Genomic DNA, 20910 nt, shown 5'->3' on the forward strand with positions numbered 1-20910 from the left:
TCTAAGTCTAACTTTTTATTGCATGGTTTTAAACAGGCGTTTATAACTATCTACTTCATTAATAGTTAAAATGTGTTAATCCTACTAGCCAAAAACCAATAGAATTCATAACATAGGTTGTAATAACCCCAATGCCAACTAAATAAATTGAGTACCGCTATGTCGTTAAGTCGTTTCCACTCACTACGAACCTATTTAGATACTGTAGTGTTAGGCCAACCCGTATTAACTGAAAACTTGCTGATCGCACTTATCGCCAACGGACATTTATTAGTTGAAGGACCGCCAGGTTTAGCTAAAACCCGTGCAGTAAAAGCATTATGCGATGGCGTAGAAGGCGAGTTTCACCGTATTCAGTTCACGCCAGATTTACTGCCAGCTGATTTAACCGGTACCGATATTTATCGTCAGCAAACGGGTACATTTGAATTTGAAGCGGGGCCAATCTTCCATAATCTTATTTTAGCGGATGAAATTAACCGTGCCCCAGCTAAAGTACAATCTGCTTTATTAGAAGCCATGGCCGAAGGTCAAGTTACCGTCGGTAAACACAGCTATCCTTTACCGCCGCTATTTTTAGTCATGGCGACACAAAACCCACTTGAAAACGAAGGCACTTACCCGCTACCAGAGGCACAATTAGATCGTTTTTTAATGCATCTTAATCTTGATTATCCTAGTGCTGAAACAGAATGCGAAATCTTACGCCAATCGCGTAAAGAGGCCAAAACACATCAATTGCCGACCATTGAGCCTGTCGCTCAAGCCGACGTATTTGCCGCCCGGGATCAGGCATTAGAGATTTATTTAGCGGAACCGTTAGAGAAATACATTGTTGAAATTATTATGGCCACTCGCCAACCTGCAAGGTACAGCACTGATTTAGCCAAATGGCTTGAATATGGTGTCAGCCCTCGAGCCACTATTTCATTAGAACGTTGTGCAAGAGCACGTGCTTGGTTGCATGAACGCGACTTTGTCTCGCCAGAAGATATTCAAGCGGTTGCACCCAATGTTTTACGTCATCGTTTATTGCTCAGTTATCAAGCACAAGCGGAAGGTGTCACTGCAGATCATGTGATTGATCACATTCTTAGCCAAGTTGCCGTACCGTAAATATTACAATACGGACACCAACGATTAAACATGATTAGATTATGATGAACCAAACTAATTCATTACCACTTTACAGTGATGGTATGAGCTTAAACGAGCAGGAACTTATTGCTTGTCAAAGCTTATCGCGCGCGATACCCGATCGCTCATCGCGGGCTAAAGCAACATTATCGGGTCACAGAAACAGCCAGATAAAAGGCCGCGGGATGGAGTTTGCCGAAGTACGTCATTACCAAAATGGTGATGATGTTCGTACTATCGACTGGCGAGTAACGGCTCGTACAGGCGTCGCGCACACCAAGCTTTTTGTTGAAGAACGTGAACGCCCTATTCTGTTGTTAATTGATTTGAGCCACAGTGCATATTTTGGCTCCCAGCTACTATTACAATCAGTTCAAGTGGCCCATTTAGCCACAACCTTAGGTTGGAATGCCATTAACCATGGCGATAGACTCGGGGCATTAATTGCTAGTGAAAGTACTCATTTAGAACTCAAACCGCGAAGCCGTCGCCAAGGGATTTTACAGTTAACCTCAGGACTTATTAATGTTCATCAACAGCAATTAAGCCAAATTAATCAATTGTCATCGGATCCAGGTCACATGTTTAAAGCCTGCCAACGGTTGCAACGTATTGCCAAACCGGGATCACTTATTTGGATCATCACCGACGGCCAAAATATTAACCAACAATGTTTAGCGCCCTTAACTGAATTATCGCGTCACTGTGATATCGGCGCGTTTGTGGTCACCGACCCATTAAGACAAGGGACCTTAGCGTTACCCAAACAATTTGCCTTACCTGTTCGTGATGGCCAACAACAACTGACCTTAACACGGCAAAGTTATGAGGCTTGGTTAGCGGATCAACAAGCACAGCAGCAACAATTTCTTGCCTTAATGAATTTGATCAAAGTACAAGCCAAATTTATTGATGCTGCCAAACCTCTCAGTGCACAATTGGATATTTTACGTTAAATGACCACTCAGAATTTACCAACACAACCAATGCCAATCGATACTAAAGCATCCGCTTTAGCGCAATTGCAAGATATTGCGTTACCCGATCCTATTAGCGCTATGCCTATTGCACTAGGATATTGGATAATCGCGGTAGTATTTGTCGCCTTAGCGAGTTGGCTGAGTTACCGTTTTTACAAGCAACATCAATATCATGCACCGCGAAAAATAGCGCTGGCGCTGCTAGAAAATTATCATATTGACGATGATACCTTTGCTGCACAAGTCAATAGCTTACTCAAACGCACTGCACTAACCTATTTACCACGCGAGCACCTCGCCAAACTCAATGGTCAACCTTGGTTTGATTGGTTAGATACTCGTCTCGCGCCTGGGCAACAACATAAAATCGGTCCATTATTAGTTAAGCGTCATCAAGCGAGTGGCTTAGATCAAACCGAAAATGCACAATTACACCATTTAGCAAAAGCCTGGCTAAGCAATAAACGTCCTTTTAGTGATGCGACCTTAACATCCAACCATACCCATCAGGAGGCCTAATGTTAGTATTTTACTGGCCATGGTTATTAATCTTACTGCCGTTGCCGTTGTTAATTAAGCGCATCAATTTAACCAATGTCGGCGGACATTTACAATTACCCGGCATCACCACTACGGTTACAAAAACAAACTCAATAAGCCATAAAGGCGGCCGTAAACGTTATTGGTTAATGTGGATATGTCTATTGTTAGCGGTAGCTAGGCCACAATGGCTAGGCGATCCAATTGAATTACCTTCAAAAGGTCGTGATTTAATGATAGCGGTCGATTTATCAGGCAGCATGCAAATTGAAGACATGGTAATAAACAATCAAACAGTGGACCGATTTACCCTGATACAACATGTCCTAAGTGACTTTATCGAACGCCGCAAAGGTGACCGACTCGGACTTATTTTATTTGCTGACCATGCTTATTTACAAGCACCACTGACCCTAGACCGTCGCTCTGTGGCCACATTTCTAGACGATGCACAAATAGGTTTAGTCGGTAAGCAAACCGCTATCGGTGAAGCTATCGCGCTGGCGGTTAAACGCTTTGATAAAGTAGATGAAAGTAACCGTGTACTGATTTTACTCACGGACGGTTCTAATAATGCCGGCAATATTGAACCCGATATTGCCGCCCAAATTGCCGCTAAACGTAATATCACCATTTACACTATTGGTGTTGGCGCAGAAATACTAGAACGGCGAACTATTTTTGGCAAAGAGCGCATTAACCCGTCAATGGACTTAGACGAAGTCCAACTCAAAAAATTAGCCAACATGACCAAAGGTCGTTACTTTAGAGCCCGAAACAGTGAAGAACTAGAAAGCATTTATCAAGAAATAGACAAGTTAGAACCTGTGAGTCGAGATCAATTGAGCTACCGCCCCAAAAGTGAATTATTTTATTGGCCGTTATTAATGTCATTATTAATCAGTTTTTTAATCAGCTTGCAACAGCAATGGCCTGCTCAGTTAGTGCCTAAAAAAAACGCTAACAAAGAGGCGAAAGAGTAATGGTTCATTTTATTCGCCCAGAGTGGCTAATCGGGTTTATCCCGGTGGTGATATTAAGTGCATTATTTTGGCGTAAACATAGCCAGCAATCTGCATGGAAGCAGTATATTGCTCCGCATTTAAGTCAGTTGCTGATCACCCAAACAGTCGATAAAACTCATCAACCTAAATGGTTATTAATTGCCTGTTGGATGATTACAGTGATCGCGCTTGCAGGACCGGCATTGAATAAACAAAGCCTGCCAGTATTTGCTACCGAGCAAGGACGAGTGCTCATTATGGATATGTCCCAGTCCATGTATGCCACTGACTTAAGCCCGAACCGCTTGTCCTATGCTAAATTTAGAGCGACCGATTTACTCAACGAATTAAAAGAAGGCGAAACCGGGCTGATTGCCTATGCAGGTGATGCTTACACTATTAGTCCATTAACCCGCGACAGTGGCACCATTTTAAATTTACTGCCTACATTATCACCCGATATTATGCCGACCAAAGGCTCTAACTTAGCGGCAGCATTATCACTAGCAGAAAAACTGCTGGCTCAAGGGGGCCATGTCAGTGGTGATATTATTGTTATGACCGATGGCATTTCTGCACAACAATATAATCAAGCCAAAAATGCACTCAACGGCCGTTATCGCTTATCAATCATGGCTTTTGGCAGTAAGCAAGGCGCACCCATTCGTTTAGCTGACGGCCAATTACTGCGTGATAATAGTAACGAAGTGGTAGTGACTAAAACCGATTATGTTTTGTTGCAACAACTTGTGCAACAACATCAAGGGATCCTTGTGCCAGCCCAAACCGATGGCAGCGATGTCACAACGTTAACCCACTGGCTAACGTCAGAAGGCGATGCAACCGAAACTGAACTTGTTGGTGAAACCTGGCAAGATCTGGGGCCATATCTTGCCATGTTATTAATTATTCCGATGTTAATGAGTTTTAGACAAGGATTGCTCACTCTAATATTGAATCCATTACTATTACTTGGCACCTTAATGAGCTTAAGTGCCGTCAATAGCCAACCTGCACAAGCCTCAATCTGGCAAGACTTATGGAAAACCCAAGATCAACAAGCACAATCAGCGTTTGAGCAAGGTGAATTTACCCAAGCCGCTGAAACATTCGAGAACCCACAATGGCAAGCCTCTGCGCAATACAAAGCCGGTAATTATCAACAAGCACTAGCAGGATTTGAGCAAGATAACAGTGCAAACGGATTGTATAATCAAGGTAATGCACTGATGCAGCTTAACAATTATCAAGAAGCGATTAACCGTTATCAGCAAGCCCTAGAGGTACGTTCTCCATTTGCTGAAGCACAGCAAAACCTTGAGCTGGCTAAAAAAAGACGAGAGCAACAAAAACAATCTGATCAGTCAAATCAAGACCCATCAGGCGATGGCCAACAGTCAGATGACTCAAATTCAGACAAATCTAAGCAAAACTCTAATTCGTCATCCTCTGAACAGTCACAATCAAATCAACAAAACGATGAGCAAAATAATCAACAAAGCGATGAGCAGAAACAGAACCCGTCACAAAACGAGACTGGAAGCGATCAAGCAGAACCATCGCAAGGCAAGTCAGAGGAAAGTACAGATCAACCGTCTGATCCTCAGCAGCAACAAAGTGATAAACAAGAAAACAGCGACAATAGCCAAGCAGCTGGTGAGCAAGCTAATTCAGAACCTTCACAGAGTAATAGCCAATCTCAGCAAAGTGATAAAAAACCGAGCGATGACAAATCACTGAGTAACGAAGCCAGCATGCAAGCAGAGTCAGGCCAGGCACAAAATCAGCCTACCGAAAAACAACCATTGAGTGCATCATCTACAGAGGAAAGTACAACAGATAAGCCAGCAAGTGATTCTGCTGAAGTGGTATCGGCTTCGCAAATGAACCAAGATGATTTACCTGCTGACATGCAGCGTGCATTACGTGCCATTAATGAAGACCCACAAGTGTTGATCCGCAACAAAATGCAACTTGAATACCAAAAACGTCGTCAAAATAGCCAACCTACCAAGGATAATGAACAGTGGTAATTAGAACCTTTTTTAGCCTATTGCTATTCATCATTGCAGCCCCCGTCTTTGCACTTAGCCAAGTGCAAGCAACCGTAGACCGTAACCCGGTTGTTGCTGGTGAATACCTAGTACTCGATGTTATTGCCGATGATGATCTCAATGCCGGCGCATTAGATACCTCGGTATTGCTCAATGACTTTATTGTCGGCAGAACCAGTGTTGGCCGTAGCACCAAAATGATTAATTTTGACACCAGCAAAGAAACCCGCTGGCAGATATTATTGTCACCTAAATCATTAGGTAATGTCACCATACCTGCTTTCAATATCACTGGCGTTAGCTCTCAACCCATCACTCTAAAAGTGATACCACAAGGTGCTCAGCCAAGTGAAGTACAAAATGTGTTTATTGATGTTGACACCCCTGCATCCGACGCCTATGTCGGGCAATTAATCACTTATAAAGTAAAATTATATCTTGCAGTAGAATTACAGCGCGGAGTGTTAAGTGCCCCCGTGATTGAAGGGGCGCAAGTCAAGCAAATCGGTGATGACAAAGACGGCAGCGAAATTGTCGAGGGTCGTCGCTTTAGAGTGATTGAGCGCACCTACGGTATTATTGCCGATCTTCCTGGCGAGTTGGTGATTAATGGCGCGAGTTTTTCAGGCGATGTGTTAGTGGAAGCAGCAAGACGTGATGGTATGTTTGGTTTTAACGAAAGTCGTCCAATACAAACTGAAGCACAAAGGCAAGTCATTCAAATCAACCCAACGCCACCAAGCTATCAAGGAAAATGGTTGGTCAGTGATATTGCGGTGTTAAAAGAAACCTGGCCAGATGATATCAGCGAATTTGAAGTGGGTAGCCCGATCACTCGCACTATCAGTTTAATCGCTTCCAATACCGATAACACCAGCTTACCTGATATCGACATTCCGCTTGCTGAGGGATTAAAGGCGTACCCAGAAAAGCCGTTACGACAAACTTTTGTACGTGATAATCAAGTGGTATCTCAATACAGTTTAACCACTGCCATTGTGCCAACAAAACCAGGCACCTATACCTTACCCGAGATACGTGTTCCTTGGTGGAATCCGCATCTTAAAAAACAACAATTTGCCACGCTTCCTGCTCGTACCATTAATGTGATTGGCAGCACTGTTACCCCGACAAATATTCCATCAACAGCTCGTTTTACCGAGAATGAATCCGCAGGTTATTGGCCTTATATAAGCGCAATATTGGCAGTACTTTGGATAATCACCCTCATATTATGGCGTAAAGCCGTGATAGCAAACGTTGCCATTAGTGATGAAACACCCAAACGTAAAAAAATACCTACAACAAATGCGACAACGGGATTAAATGCCATTATTCATGCCTGTGATCGTAATGACAGCAGTGGTGCAATAAAGGCCGTACAACAATATTTTAGTCAGTGCTTAGGTCAGCCTATGAGTTTGACCCAAATAAGCAGACTATCAACACAGCTTGCGTTTGCCATTCATAAATTACAAGCTGATAGATACAGTAGCCAACCACAAGCAATGGACAAAAAAACGCTAATGGATGCGATTTTAACGTATCAGCAACCATCCATTACCTATAAAAAATCGTTAATTGCAGAGCTTAACCCCTAGTATCAAAAGGCTAGGTAGCAGGTGAATTCTGCTATTTAGCTTGCTATTAAGCCATCCCCTTTTTAAGCTGTTACATATTATTAACTCAATAAAGTTAAAAAATGTTTGATTACCTGCGAAAGAAAAAGTCCGAACCCGCGGTCTTATCTGAGATGCTAACAAAACAACGACGATACGATAGCCTTGTCAGGGCCCTTCATACCGACATTTTTCGCTACGCCTTTTGGCTATGTGGTGATAAACATGTCGCCGAAGATATTACTCAAGAAACGTTCTTAAGAGCGTGGCGAGCGTTGGACTCTTTAAATGACGATAAAGCCGCTAAAGCATGGTTAATTACCATTTTAAGACGGGAAAATGCCAGACGTTTTGAGCGTAAACAATTTAACTACAGCGACGTGGAACAAGAATTACTTGAAGATGTTCGCTCAACAAGTCATGAAGAAGATACTGAACAGTATTGGTTACGTCGTCAAATAGGTAAACTCGATATCGAATACCGAGAACCTCTGTTATTGCAGCTGATCGGCGGGTTTAGCGGTGATGAAATTGCCACCATGCTCGAGCTCAATCGAAATACGGTAATGACACGTTTATTTAGAGCCAGAAACCAGTTAAAAGACGCTCTCGAAGCACCTGAGGTAAGAGGTCAATCAAATGGATGATCTACAGTTTCGTCGCCAAGCATATGGTGACCCCAATAATCAGTCCGATGAATTTTTAGCTCATTTAGCTGAAAATAAAGACGATGCTAAATTTGTCAAAGACCTAAAAGCTTTTGACCATAAACTCATCCAAGCACTCAATATTAGCGTGCCTGATGATTTGGCTGATAAATTGATTTTACGACAGCAATTGAGTCAACATCAAAAGAGTAAAAAACACGCTCGTTATATGATGGCAATGGCTGCATCGGTGGCATTTATTGTGGGTGTCAGCTTTAGTTTATTGCGCTTTACGCCCGTAAACTTAGGCGAAAACTCGTTGGCTCATGTTCACCATGAAACCAAAGCATTAATCATGGAACAAGATATTGGTTTTAATGACGTAAACTTTAAACTAGCCAGTTTAGATGGATTACGTGATTCGAAGTTTATCCAACAACCTGGGCGCGTTTTTTACACCTCATATTGTGACTTCCAAGGTGTCAAATCATTGCACTTGGTGATGGCCGACGAGCACGGAAACAAGGTCACCTTGTTCATTGTTCCCATAGAAAGCCGTATTGTGTTAGAAGAAGCTTTTGCTGATAACCAATATAAAGGTAAAAGTTTTCAAACAGCTGATGCCTATATGGTCTTGGTTGGAGAACCCGCTTCGGATCTTGATTTTATCAAAAAAGAAGTTGAAAACACCTTTATTTAAATCATATTGATGACAATCTAAAATCCGCTACTTCATTGAATAGCGGATTTTTTTACACTTGAATAATTCAAGGTGTGAACTATATTTAACTTCTACAAGCATGTTGGCCATAAAAATAATTCATTGGAAGCCATATGGAAATTCAAACACCGATCCTCATTACCTTTATCGGATACTTGGCTTTAATGATGGGCATTGGTTACTGGGCCTACCGTAAAACCGATACAGTCGATGATTACATTCTCGGTGGGCGAAAAATGGGCCCCGCGGTAACCGCTCTGAGTGTGGGTGCATCAGATATGTCAGGTTGGTTATTACTTGGTTTACCCGGTGCCGTATATTTAAGCGGATTAGGCGAAGCATGGATTGGTTTTGGATTAGTGTTTGGCGCTTGGCTTAATTGGCTATTTGTCGCCAAACGTTTGCGTATTTATACCCAAGTTGCCAATAATTCTTTAACGTTACCCGATTTTTTTGAAAACCGTTTTAATGACTCTAATGGGCTATTAAAATCGATCTCAGCGTTAACTATCATCATATTTTTCACCTTCTACGCATCTTCAGGCATGGTGGGCGGCGCGATATTATTTGAACAAGTATTTGGTCTCGATTATACCGTCGCCTTAATAATCGGCTCATTTATTATTGTTTCATATACCTTTGTGGGGGGATTCTTTGCCGTTAGTTGGACAGACTTCTTTCAAGGTTGCTTAATGTTAATAGCATTAATCATCGTGCCAATATCTATCTTTAGTCAACCAGATACACAAGCAGGTCTTGAAAAAATTGATCCAGCCATGTTGTCATTTATTAATGAAAACACCACGGTTATTGGACTTGTCTCTTTACTGGCCTGGGGATTAGGATATTCCGGTCAACCGCATATTTTGTCTCGTTTTATGGCTATCGGCAACCCGAATGATTTAGTGCTTTCCCGACGTATTGCGATGACTTGGATGATATTGTCGCTATTGGGTGCCTTAGCCACAGGTATTGCTGGCAGTCTTTACTTTGCTGCCGATCCACTTGAGAACTCAGAAACGGTATTTATTTATTTAGCACATGTGGCCTTTAATCCTTGGATTGGCGGTTTACTGATTGCGGCTATTTTATCAGCCATCATGAGCACGATTGATTCACAACTATTAGTCTGTTCCAGTGTGATCACAGAAGATTTTTATCTTAAATGGTTGCGTCCCCAGGCCAGCAGCAAAGAATTAATGCTCGTAGGGAGAATTGGCGTTATCGCTATCGCATTAGTGGCTGGAGTGGTTGCATTCAATCCTGAAAGCAGTGTTTTAGGGCTCGTCAGTTATGCATGGGCGGGGTTTGGAGCTGCATTTGGTCCCGTGGTGTTATTATCGCTTTTTTGGCAGAACTATAGTCGTAATGGTGCGATTTCAACCATTTTGGTGGGTGCGATAACGGTAGTGATATGGAAACAAATGACTGGCGGGATTTTTGATTTATATGAAATCGTACCTGGATTTATTTTTGCAATGTTAATTGGCGTCATCGTCAGTAAAGTATCACCACCAACACAAAAAACTATCGCCGACTTTACTGCTTTTCGTGAATCATTAAAATCATAGTACTTTTATGTAGTTCACTGATCTTGATAACTCAGCGTCTCTCCCTCAGAGGTTGAGTTATTCACTACCGTAATGGCGTTAAGTCACCAAACATCCAAAAAAAGATGACGTTACGTCATATTAAGCCGATTATGGTTAATCGTTATTTGTTTGATTCAACATCATTCAGTATAAATAAACGTTAATTGACATCTCCCCGCCTATTAATTGTCGTATTAAAACTGACGATAATTTACCTATACTGTCATGCTATCAAACACCTACTTCACCATTAAAAATAACAATTAACATAACATTAACAACAACTAACATCTGGTCGGAGTTGTCACATTGTTCACATTTACCTAAAATGCCCTAATTTTTAACCGTCAAATATCTGAAATGAATAAACTTTGTACCAAAACGGTAATAATAAATGGGAAATAATAATGAATAAGTTCCACAAAACCCTTATTGCTCTGGCTGTAGGCTTAATTAGTACCCAAGCATCCGCAGCCGGTTTCCAGTTAAATAGCCAATCAGCTACCGGTATCGGTCGTGCTATGGCTGGAGATGCAGTTATTGCTGACAATGCATCAGTCTTATCTCGTAACCCTGCAGCAATGGCTCTTTTTGATGAAACAGCGTTATCTTTGGGCATTATTTATGCTGATATCGATGTCTCGGTATCGGATGCTGAAGGAAATTTTAACGGAAAAGATGTTGATTTTGGTAGTGAACATCATGCTGCAGAAGCAAAAGTCATCCCCAATTTTTACTATATCAACCCAATTAACGATAAAATGGCTTTCGGTGTTGCCGTATTCAGTAACTATGGCACCGGCACCGATTTAGGCGACTTGGCAAACAGAACCCCTACTATTAACGGCAATGCTGTACCGCTGCCCCCGCCGGTAGATTTATTGGGTAACACCGAAGTGGTTACCATTAACTTCAACACCAGTATGTCTTATCGTGTGAATGATGAATTTAGTTTTGGTTTTGGTATTGATGCGGTTTATGGCAGCGGAACCCTGACACGTACAAGCGAAAACCCACAGGTTGGTAACTTAGTTGATGTTGATGCTGATGGCTGGGCTTTGGGTGGGATTGTGGGCGTGGTTTATGAAGTTAACCCGGATAACCGCTTTGGTCTAAGCTATCGTATTAGCCCAAAACTGACCGCCAAAGGTGATGTAAACTACGTTTACTCTCAATACAATGAAATAGATATTCCTATCGCTGATATTGCTCAGTTTGCCGGTTTCCACCAGCTAACGGATAAATTTGCCGTGCATTATACTGCTCAATGGACTAATTGGAGTGCATTCGACAAAATCGTGGTTAAAGACGGTTCAAATGGTGTCGACCAAGCAGACTTAAAAGAATATCACTGGAAAGACTCGTGGTTCCTAAGTTTAGGTGCAACCTATAACCTCACTCAAGATTGGACTCTACGGGCTGGTATCGCAACAGATCAAGGCGTAGTTAATCAGCATTCATCTTTATCTATCCCTGATTCTGATCGTACTTGGTATACCGCGGGTGTCAGTTACGATTTAAATCAAAAATCGAGCGTTGATTTAGGCATTGCTTTTGTCCGAGGAGAAGATGTTACTGTATTAGAAAATAGCAATCTTCTTGCGCAAGTGCCTGGCTACAACAGTGAGATTTCAGCACAAACCCGATCTAATGCTGTTTATTACTCAGTACAATATAACTACAGTTTCTAATTAGCAGTACTCAATTATTACTATTTAATCATTTGTCTTTACTGTTTTTTTTCGTCCACTCACCACGGACTAAAGAACAGCAGCACCCTTTTCAACTAAGCCGCCTTCATCTTAAACTGGCGGTTTTTTTATAGCTGTTATATCACTGAGTTCTAATTTATAAAGTTTTATAATATATCGGTTGCGTAACAGGCGAAAGTCCATTAGAATTTTCTTATAGACTTCCGAATAGGCTATCAATATGTCTCGCTTATCCAATTATTTATTCCTTGGTGCCATACTCACCACAATAGTTTTACCCAGCGCAGCCCAAGCCTCTGATGTTGATACATTAAAGCTGGTGTATTCCGAACAATATCAACCGCGATTATACGATGCGAAAATTGAAGCCATTAAAGCTGCAACTGTGTCTGCGCAAACCTCGGGACGGATCATGAATATCCATTTTGATGTTAATGACCTGGTTCCACAAGGCGCGGCTTTATTGGAAATTACCAATAAAGAACAAGGGGCTGGATTAGCAGGGGCTGAAGCTGAACTCGCCAAAGCAGAAGCGTTAAACACTGAAGCTCAAGCACAGTATATTCGTTATAAAGCATTATTCCCCAAAGGGGCGATATCAAAAGGTGCCATGGATGAAGCCACTGCCAAAGCCAAATCCAGCAAACAAGCTATCAGCGCCGCTCAAGCACAATTAGTAAAAGCTAAAGAAGGTTTGAATTACACCGTAGTGAGCGCACCTTTCAGTGGTCGAATGACCCAACGCTTCGTTGAACAAGGTGAAACGATATCCTACGGCCAAGCCTTATTCTCCGGTTATGATAATCAACATCTTAGAGCGGTATTTCAAATTCCCCAACAAGATATTGCTCAGGTGCAACAACAAGATCAAGTTACTATTCAATTATTAAACGGCGATGAAATCACTTCGAATGATATCCAAGTGTATCAATTTGCCGATCCTTTGACACACCAACATCAAGTGAGAGTCAATCTTGATGTCAGTAATATGCAAGATGTCATTGTGGGTCAATGGACCAAAGTAATAGTAAACTTTCCAAGCAGAACGAGTTTGATGATCCCATTGTCGGCCATACACCAAGTCAGTGACTTAACCTCTGTGTATCGCAAAAATGCGGGGGAAATAGTGCTTAACCAAGTACGTATAGGCCGAATAGATCGTCAACATAATACTGCTGAAGTATTATCAGGGCTACTGGAAGGCGATGAAATTGTTATCGATGCTGGACGATATTTAATTATGTCCTCAGCAGCGAAAGGTCAGGAGTAAACCTGATGACAACACCAAATGAATCAATGAAACTCGGCATTTCAGGCTCCATAGCAAAGGCATTTCAACACAGTGCTATTACTCCATTATTGGCTATTTTAGGTTTATTACTAGGCCTTTTTGCAGTGATTATTACCCCCAAAGAAGAAGAGCCGCAAATTGATGTCACTTTTGCAGATGTGTTTATCCCCTACCCAGGAGCTACACCAACGGAAGTTGAAAACCAGGTCACCTTGCCTGCAGAACGGATCATTTCTCAAATAAAAGGCATTGATACCCTTTACTCATTTTCTCAGCCCGATGGCGCGCTCATTATCGCTATTTTTGACGTCGGCGTTCCACGAGATGAAGCCGTGGTTAATTTATACAATCAACTGTATTCAAACAGCGATAAGTTTAACCATGCAGCAGGCATTGGTGAGCCGTTAATCAAACCTAGAGGTATTGATGACGTACCTATAGTAGGGTTGACGCTCTGGTCTCAAGATCCAAACATCACTGCAGAGCAGCTTACCTTGGTCGCATCGGGCCTAGAAACCGAACTAAAACGGATACCGGGTACTCGAGAGATTTATAGCCAAGGTGGCCACGAGATGGTGTTAAATGTGCGTATTGATCCTGTCAAGATGAACAGTTTCGGCGTAACGTTCAACGATATTAGTGCCACATTACAAGATAATAACCAACTGTCTACAGTCGGCTCGATGACGCAGTTTAATCAAGTAATAAAACTGCAAGCGGGGCAGTTTTTACAGACGCCTGATGATGTGAATAATCTGCTGATTAAAGTTAATCAGAGTGATACAACAACGGAGAAAAGTCCATTTCCTCGTGCAGTTTATTTATCTGATGTCGCCGATGTGAGCCTTAAAAGTGATATTCCTAAACAGCATGTTTGGCACGTAACAGATAAGGGTACTTACCCGGCTATAACAATCGCTATTGGTAAACAGGCAGGGCAAAATGCCGTCGACATTGCTGATGCCGTATTAGCCAAAATCGATGCTGTCGATAACGTATTAATTCCCGATAATGTCAATGTCGCTATCTCTCGCAACTACGGTAAAACCGCTGGAGATAAATCTAATACACTTATTTTCAAATTGATCTTTGCCACATCTGCGGTAGTACTACTGGTATTTTTCACCATGGGACTTCGTGAGTCTGCCGTCGTTGGTGTAGCCATTATCATTACTCTCGCCATAACCTTATTTGCATCTTGGGCATGGGGATTCACCCTAAACCGAATTTCATTGTTCGCACTTATATTCTCCATTGGTATCTTGGTCGATGACGCCATCGTGGTGGTAGAGAATATTCATCGGCATATGGCAATGAGTGATAAACCCATAAGCGAGCTCATACCTCATGCCGTTGATGAAGTCGGTGGGCCAACTATATTAGCCACCTTCACCGTTATCGCCGCCCTATTGCCAATGGCATTCGTATCCGGACTAATGGGTCCATACATGAGCCCAATTCCGATTAATGCCAGTATGGGAATGATTATTTCGCTATTAATCGCGTTTATTATGACCCCATGGTTAAGCCGCATATTGTTAAAACCTCATAAAAAGTCACATAGCTCAAACAATAAAGCGACTGACACAGGCGTACCAGTAGAAGAAGACAATCGATTAACACGTCTATTTACGCGAATAATGAGTCCTTTTTTACTCGGCGAACATGCGCCAAAAGCGCGAAAAGGCTTGGCTTTAGGGATCGTATTATTGATTGCCTTCGCTATCGCCTTGCCTGTAATGCAAGCTGTAGTACTAAAAATGCTGCCTTTTGATAATAAGTCTGAGTTTCAGGTGATGGTCGACATGCCTGAAGGCACCCCTGTGGAACAAACTCAAAGAGTATTGCAAGATCTCAGTCAATATCTCAGCAGTGTAGAAGAAGTTGAGCATTTACAGTTGTATGCGGGCACCCATGCACCTATGAATTTTAATGGCTTAGTTCGTCATTATTTTTTACGCAGCAGCCAAGAGCTCGGTGAAATTCAGGTCAATCTAGTGGATAAAAAACATCGAGACCGCGACAGTCATACCATTGCATCATCTGTACGCGAGCCGTTGCAAAAAATTGGCCTACGTTATCAAGCCAATATCAAAATTGTTGAGGTACCACCAGGCCCACCGGTTTGGTCACCTATAGTTGCTGAGGTTTATGCGCCTAACACCGAGTTACGTGAACAAGCAGCTAATGACTTATTGCAACGTTTCAGAGATACCGAATACGTTGTTGATATGGATATTTATTTGCCTGCGCAACAACAAAAGTGGCAAGTGGTCATTGATCGAAATAAAGCCAGCTTAATGGGTGTTTCTTACGCCAGTATTGTGGATACGATCAGCACTGCCGTGGATGGTAAGGACGTCAGTTACTTGCATCAAGCACAGTTAGCTCATCCCACACCGATTAGATTACAGCTTGATGAAGCCGCTAAAGTAGATCTAAAGCAAGTCTTGTTATTACGCCTACCGACTCAATCAGGTGAAACAGTACCACTGACAGAATTAGTTAAGGTGCAACAACAAGTGATTAATGCACCTATTGTTCATAAAAATATGGTGCCTATGATAATGGTTATTGCCGATATGGCAGGGCCAACAGGTAGCCCACTTTATGGCATGTTTGATATGGTCAGTCAAATTAATCAACAAAATGAACAAGGTAACTCAAGTTATCCTATTAAACAAAATCTGGTGAATCAGCCAGATGGATTAACCGACGTTTCCATTTTGTGGGACGGTGAATGGAAAATCACCTATGAAACTTTCCGTGATATGGGCATTGCATACGCCGTCGGTATGATTGCGATTTACTTACTCGTTGTGGGTCAATTTAAATCTTATATCGTGCCGTTAATCATCATGGCGCCAATTCCATTAACCATTATCGGCGTTATGCCTGGACACGCTTTGTTAGGCGCTCAATTTACTGCACCGTCAATGATAGGCATGATTGCATTAGCAGGCATTATTGTTCGAAACTCTATTTTATTGGTTGATTTCATTAATCAACAAACGGCTGCGGGAGTGCCCTTAGAGCGAGCCGTGATCCACTCAGGTGCGGTAAGGGCAAAGCCGATTATGTTGACTGCATTAGCAGCAATAATTGGCGCATTATTCATTATTGATGACCCTATTTTTAACGGTTTAGCCATCAGTTTAATTTTTGGAATTTTTATCTCAACCATTTTAACGTTAGTGGTGATCCCCGTATTGTATTTTTCGGTGATGAAAAATAAACTCGTTATCACAGCTAAGTAACAAGATTATGTTGTTAACTGGGCAACGCCCAATAAGGAGCTCGATATGTCAGTAGAGAGAAGTATTATGGCCTTTGCAGGCTTCATGGTTTTATTATCCATTGTGTTAACCGCAACCGTCAGTCCACATTTTGTCTGGCTAACCGTGTTTGTAGGCGCTAATCTATTCCAGAGTGCCTTCACAGGCTTTTGTCCTGCGGCAATGGTCATGAAAAAATTTGGGATCAAAACCGCGGCAGAAATAGCCTTAAATAAATAACAAGGAAATTATTGTGTTTAAAAAATCTATGCTCTTGTCTGTTAAAATCATATTGGCGCTATTAGTCATGTTATCGGCAGCAATAATGCCAACTTGGGCAACAGAGCAAGAGCCTAGCGTTGCATGGGAAAAAATAGATCGCGGTGTCACGTTAATTGATGTTCGCACTGTTGAAGAGTTTGCTGCGGGGCATATTGACGGTGCGATTAACATTCCATTTGATCAAATAGTGCCAGAACTTGCAAAACTTAACTTGGCCAAAGATACTGACCTTGTATTATATTGTCATAGCGGTCGCCGTAGTGGTATTGCACAGGAATCATTAGTAAAACAAGGTTACAGCAACACCTATAACGCTGGCGGTTTCGACACTTTGATGTCATCACGATAATCTTAGCAATCAGCTATATCAACCAAGTCTAAAACCACAGGTCTATTACTGTGGTTTTAAGTTCAATAACCTAATGGCTTGCCTTGCCTAACCCCCTAGTATCAATACACTCTTTTTATCAGTATCGTTCCATATTCATCATTCCGCAAAGTATTGTTTACACTTAGTATTAGTTAATTATTTATTAGCATATACAGCTTTATCTATTCACTTTTAAGTTAAGCGGATTATAACATTAACTCGATTATAATTAGATAGATAACGTTCTATTTTAGGGCGGCAATATGATTTTTAATTCAATTATAACAAATAAATATTCATATAGTAGAGTTTAAGCCACTCGTTTACCAACGACACTAGTTAACATCTTGTTTACATGCACCGAAAAAGTGATTACCTTTTATACAGATAGGCAGAATAAGCTTATCAATAAAACATAATTATAAAAGACATTACGTCACCCTCGTAACATGGAAGATAATATGAAAAAGCATAAAAACCCAGCTGTCGTGCTTAGCATGACAGCACTCGCGTTAGCCATTTCAACTCAAGTCAATGCTGCTCCGACCCCCTTGCAACTCTCTGCAACTAACCAACAAATTGAACAACAATCTCCGTTACCAAAACGTTATATTGTTAAGTTTAGAAATGACAACGCAGCACAAACATTCAGCGACAGTTCTGCAGTACAAAATGTGGACGTGCAATCAGAAACAAATAGCATGTCTTATGAGCCTCGCTCAAATGAAGTCTTCAGTCAATTTCGCGCCTTGAACAGCGTAAAAGCGCGAGAAATGAAACGCGTTGGTCGTAGCAATAGTTATTCGGTCAAACTCGACTCGCCTTCGATTAAAGCATTGCGTTTACGCCAAGATGTTGAATATGTTGAAGAGGATTCACCACGTAGACTACTTGCAGAAACAACACCTTGGGGACAAACCTTTGTTGGCGCGACAGTACTCAGTGACAGCCAAGCAGGTAATCGCACTATTTGTATTATCGACTCTGGCTACGATCGTAGCCACAACGATTTAAATGCAAACAACGTTACGGGAACCAATAACTCAGGTACAGGGAACTGGTATCAACCAGGTAACAATAATGCCCATGGAACCCATGTGGCAGGTACTATTGCGGCAATTGCAAATAACGAAGGTGTGGTCGGGGTTATGCCTAACCAAAATGCCAATATTCATGTGGTAAAAGTGTTTAACGAAGCTGGCTGGGGTTACTCATCATCACTCGTGGCCGCTATCGATACGTGTGTTAATTCAGGTGGCGCCAATGTAGTCACAATGAGTTTAGGTGGCAGCGGTTCAACTACTACTGAGCGTAATGCATTGAATAATCATTATAATAATGGGGTATTATTAATTGCAGCAGCAGGCAACGCAGGAGACAGTAGTTACAGCTATCCAGCATCTTACGACGGTGTGATGTCGGTGGCAGCGGTTGATAGCAATCTGGATCATGCCGCGTTTTCACAATATACAGATCAAGTTGAAATATCCGGCCCCGGTGAAGCGATTCTTTCAACCGTAACGGTTGGTGAAGGACGTTTGGCCGATATCACCATTGGTGCTCAGTCGTATTTTAGTAATGGCGTAGTGCCGCATAACCGTCTGACACCATCTGGAAGCAGTTACACTGCTGCACCTATTAACGCAAGTGCAACGGCCACACTGGCAGAATGTACCGTGAGTGGTACTAGTGTTAACTGCGGTAATATGAGTAACAAAATCTGTTTAGTCGAGCGAGTCGGCAATCAAGGCTCAAGCTATCCAGAAATAAACTCAACCAAAGCCTGTAAAGATGCTGGGGCAGCTGGGATCATTGTTTACAGTAATAGTGCGTTACCTGGCTTACAAAATCCATTTTTGGTTGATGCAAATAGTGACATTACAGTGCCTTCAGTTTCTATCGATCGGACAACAGGGCTTGCTCTTAAAGCCAAGTTGGGGCAATCAACCACGGTGAGCAACCAAGGGAACCGAGATTATGCATATTATAATGGTACTTCAATGGCAACGCCGCATGTTTCAGGTGTCGCCACATTAGTGTGGAGTTATCATCCAGAATGTAGCGCTAGCCAAGTGCGTGCTGCACTCAATGCAACCGCAGATGACTTAAACGTTGCGGGTCGTGATAACCAAACAGGTTACGGGATGATTAATGCCGTTGCAGCAAAAGCTTATCTAGACGAATCATGTAATGGTCCAACCGATCCGGGAACCGGATCTGGAGACAGTGTACTTGAAAAAGGCGCTGTTAAAACCGGTTTAGCTGGTGCAAAAAGTGATGAACTATATTTCTCGTTAGATGTGCCAACAGGTGCAAAAGACTTAAGCTTTACCATGAGTGGTGGTACAGGCGATGCTGACTTGTATGTGCAGTATGGCGCATCACCTACCAGCAGCAGTTATGACTGTCGTCCTTGGAAAAGTGGTAATGCAGAGTCTTGCCCAATTGCGACGCCTCAATCTGGTACTTATTATGTGATGGTACAAGGTTACAGTGCATTTAGCGGTGTCAGTTTAGTCGCTAATTACACTGCTGGTAATACGAGTGGTGGTAACACTGGAGGTCCAGCAAGCTACACTAATACGGGTAATTATACTATTCCAGATAATAATACTACTGGCATAGTCAGCCCTATAAATGTTAACCGCACTGGCGATTCAGGAACGGTATCGGTGTCTATCGGGATTATTCATACTTATATCGGCGATTTAAAAATCCAGTTAGTTAGCCCTACAGGTCAAACGGTTGTTATTCATAACAACACAGGTGGCGGAACCGATAACCTAACCCAGACTTACACAGCTAATATGGCAGGTGTTGAATCAAGTGGTATATGGACATTAAAAGCCGTTGATAATGCAAACCAAGACAGCGGATATATCGACACTTGGAGCTTAAGCTTTCAATAATATATTCAATTGAACGCAAAAATAGCCACGTGATGTGGCTATTTTTATTATTTATAGATTAAACATGAGGCTGCGGTGATTGCAACACTGATGGCTGCTGACTATTCGAAATAACTTCAAATATTGAAGCAAATGAATTGGGCGTACTCACATCGACAGCAAGTTTTAATCGCCGAGCAATATCATTAGCAGACAACACACCACAGATAGCATGGTTTACACGGTCTAATACTAAACAATGTTGCTGTCCTGCAGATTTTAATGTTTCTATCACATCGCCAATTCTTGCATAACTTAAATCTTCATAATCAATCGCTTTAAGGTCTTCTTTAGGGATCATAAAATCCGCTACACTTAATTGCTCACGTTGATGCCCGGCTGCAACACGTTTTAATATCTCTTGATTATGTAAAGACTCAAAACTGATTAAACCTATAAATCGATCTGCATTATCGATCACTAATTTAAGACGAACATGAGATTTCTGCATTAAATGTTCAACGTTAACAGCGGATGTATTTGATTCAATAACCAGCGGAGTCACTTTCTTAAAGTCAGTGAACACATTTAGCGCTGAAGATAGTACTGATATATCTTCATGAACATCAGGAGAGGTTAATTCATCAATTTTTTCTACTGGGTATAGGGCTAACTTCTTCACAATAACATCCTTAATCAACAACCATCAAGAAACAAAAAACCATATATATTAATTGGTTATATATTTTCATGATGTCCACTACATGAATTAATTATCTGCCTGTGTTTTTATTAGTA

At 41.8% G+C, this 20910-nt stretch carries 16 protein-coding genes; 15 read left to right on the top strand and 1 reads right to left on the bottom strand.

Features of this window, described 5'->3' with window-relative positions; translation table 11 throughout:
* Positions 1 to 159: 159 nt before the first annotated feature.
* From AAEZ02_RS10185 to AAEZ02_RS10255, 15 genes are all read left to right on the top strand, one after another.
* On the top strand, positions 160 to 1116 hold the full coding sequence (locus AAEZ02_RS10185) for an AAA family ATPase (RefSeq protein ID WP_124013626.1): 957 nt from the start codon (positions 160 to 162) through the stop codon (positions 1114 to 1116).
* Between the two features lie 41 nt (positions 1117 to 1157).
* Positions 1158 to 2093 carry a DUF58 domain-containing protein gene (locus tag AAEZ02_RS10190; RefSeq protein WP_124013627.1) on the top strand — a complete coding sequence of 312 codons (936 nt, stop codon included), beginning with the start codon at positions 1158 to 1160 and terminating at the stop codon, positions 2091 to 2093.
* Entirely contained in the window at positions 2094 to 2636 is a 543-nt protein-coding gene (locus AAEZ02_RS10195; protein ID WP_351122957.1) for a DUF4381 domain-containing protein, read from the top strand.
* Entirely contained in the window at positions 2636 to 3640 is a 1005-nt protein-coding gene (locus AAEZ02_RS10200) for a vWA domain-containing protein (protein ID WP_124013629.1), read from the top strand. Before AAEZ02_RS10195 ends, AAEZ02_RS10200 begins: the two co-directional genes overlap by 1 nt.
* A complete protein-coding gene (locus AAEZ02_RS10205) occupies positions 3640 to 5694 on the top strand; it encodes a VWA domain-containing protein (RefSeq protein WP_124013630.1) in 2055 nt (684 codons plus the stop codon). The genes AAEZ02_RS10200 and AAEZ02_RS10205 overlap by 1 nt, the downstream gene beginning before the upstream one ends.
* The gene (locus AAEZ02_RS10210) at positions 5688 to 7316 is read left to right on the top strand and encodes a BatD family protein (RefSeq protein WP_124013631.1); all 1629 of its coding nucleotides are present in this window, start codon (positions 5688 to 5690) and stop codon (positions 7314 to 7316) included. The genes AAEZ02_RS10205 and AAEZ02_RS10210 overlap by 7 nt, the downstream gene beginning before the upstream one ends.
* 101 nt (positions 7317 to 7417) lie before the next feature.
* Positions 7418 to 7981: a sigma-70 family RNA polymerase sigma factor gene (locus AAEZ02_RS10215; protein ID WP_101030234.1), complete on the top strand. Its 564-nt coding sequence runs from the start codon at positions 7418 to 7420 to the stop codon at positions 7979 to 7981.
* Positions 7974 to 8681, top strand: a complete 708-nt coding sequence (locus AAEZ02_RS10220) for a DUF3379 domain-containing protein (RefSeq protein WP_124013632.1) — start codon at positions 7974 to 7976, stop codon at positions 8679 to 8681. The genes AAEZ02_RS10215 and AAEZ02_RS10220 overlap by 8 nt, the downstream gene beginning before the upstream one ends.
* A 134-nt stretch (positions 8682 to 8815) precedes the next feature.
* On the top strand, positions 8816 to 10273 hold the full coding sequence (putP, locus tag AAEZ02_RS10225; protein WP_124013633.1) for a sodium/proline symporter PutP: 1458 nt from the start codon (positions 8816 to 8818) through the stop codon (positions 10271 to 10273).
* 428 nt (positions 10274 to 10701) lie between these two features.
* A complete protein-coding gene (locus AAEZ02_RS10230) occupies positions 10702 to 11985 on the top strand; it encodes an OmpP1/FadL family transporter (RefSeq protein ID WP_124013634.1) in 1284 nt (427 codons plus the stop codon).
* Positions 11986 to 12226: 241 nt separating this feature from the next.
* Positions 12227 to 13276: an efflux RND transporter periplasmic adaptor subunit gene (locus AAEZ02_RS10235; protein ID WP_124013635.1), complete on the top strand. Its 1050-nt coding sequence runs from the start codon at positions 12227 to 12229 to the stop codon at positions 13274 to 13276.
* Positions 13277 to 13281: 5 nt separating this feature from the next.
* The gene (locus AAEZ02_RS10240; protein WP_124013636.1) at positions 13282 to 16554 is read left to right on the top strand and encodes an efflux RND transporter permease subunit; all 3273 of its coding nucleotides are present in this window, start codon (positions 13282 to 13284) and stop codon (positions 16552 to 16554) included.
* Between the two features lie 45 nt (positions 16555 to 16599).
* Positions 16600 to 16812 carry a YgaP family membrane protein gene (locus tag AAEZ02_RS10245; RefSeq protein ID WP_124013637.1) on the top strand — a complete coding sequence of 71 codons (213 nt, stop codon included), beginning with the start codon at positions 16600 to 16602 and terminating at the stop codon, positions 16810 to 16812.
* Between the two features lie 13 nt (positions 16813 to 16825).
* Complete coding sequence (locus AAEZ02_RS10250) at positions 16826 to 17203, top strand: rhodanese-like domain-containing protein (protein ID WP_124013638.1); 378 nt, start codon at positions 16826 to 16828, stop codon at positions 17201 to 17203.
* 482 nt (positions 17204 to 17685) lie between these two features.
* The gene (locus tag AAEZ02_RS10255) at positions 17686 to 20133 is read left to right on the top strand and encodes a S8 family serine peptidase (protein ID WP_124013639.1); all 2448 of its coding nucleotides are present in this window, start codon (positions 17686 to 17688) and stop codon (positions 20131 to 20133) included.
* A gap of 58 nt (positions 20134 to 20191) precedes the next feature.
* Here the strand turns inward: AAEZ02_RS10255 and AAEZ02_RS10260 are convergent, their stop codons facing one another.
* The gene (locus AAEZ02_RS10260) at positions 20192 to 20794 is read right to left on the bottom strand and encodes a CBS domain-containing protein (RefSeq protein ID WP_101030225.1); all 603 of its coding nucleotides are present in this window, start codon (positions 20792 to 20794) and stop codon (positions 20192 to 20194) included.
* Between the last annotated feature and the right edge of the window lie 116 nt (positions 20795 to 20910).

The sequence above is a fragment of the Shewanella sp. T24-MNA-CIBAN-0130 genome (assembly GCF_040310185.1).
GTDB classification, from domain to species: Bacteria; Pseudomonadota; Gammaproteobacteria; order Enterobacterales; family Shewanellaceae; genus Shewanella; species Shewanella psychromarinicola.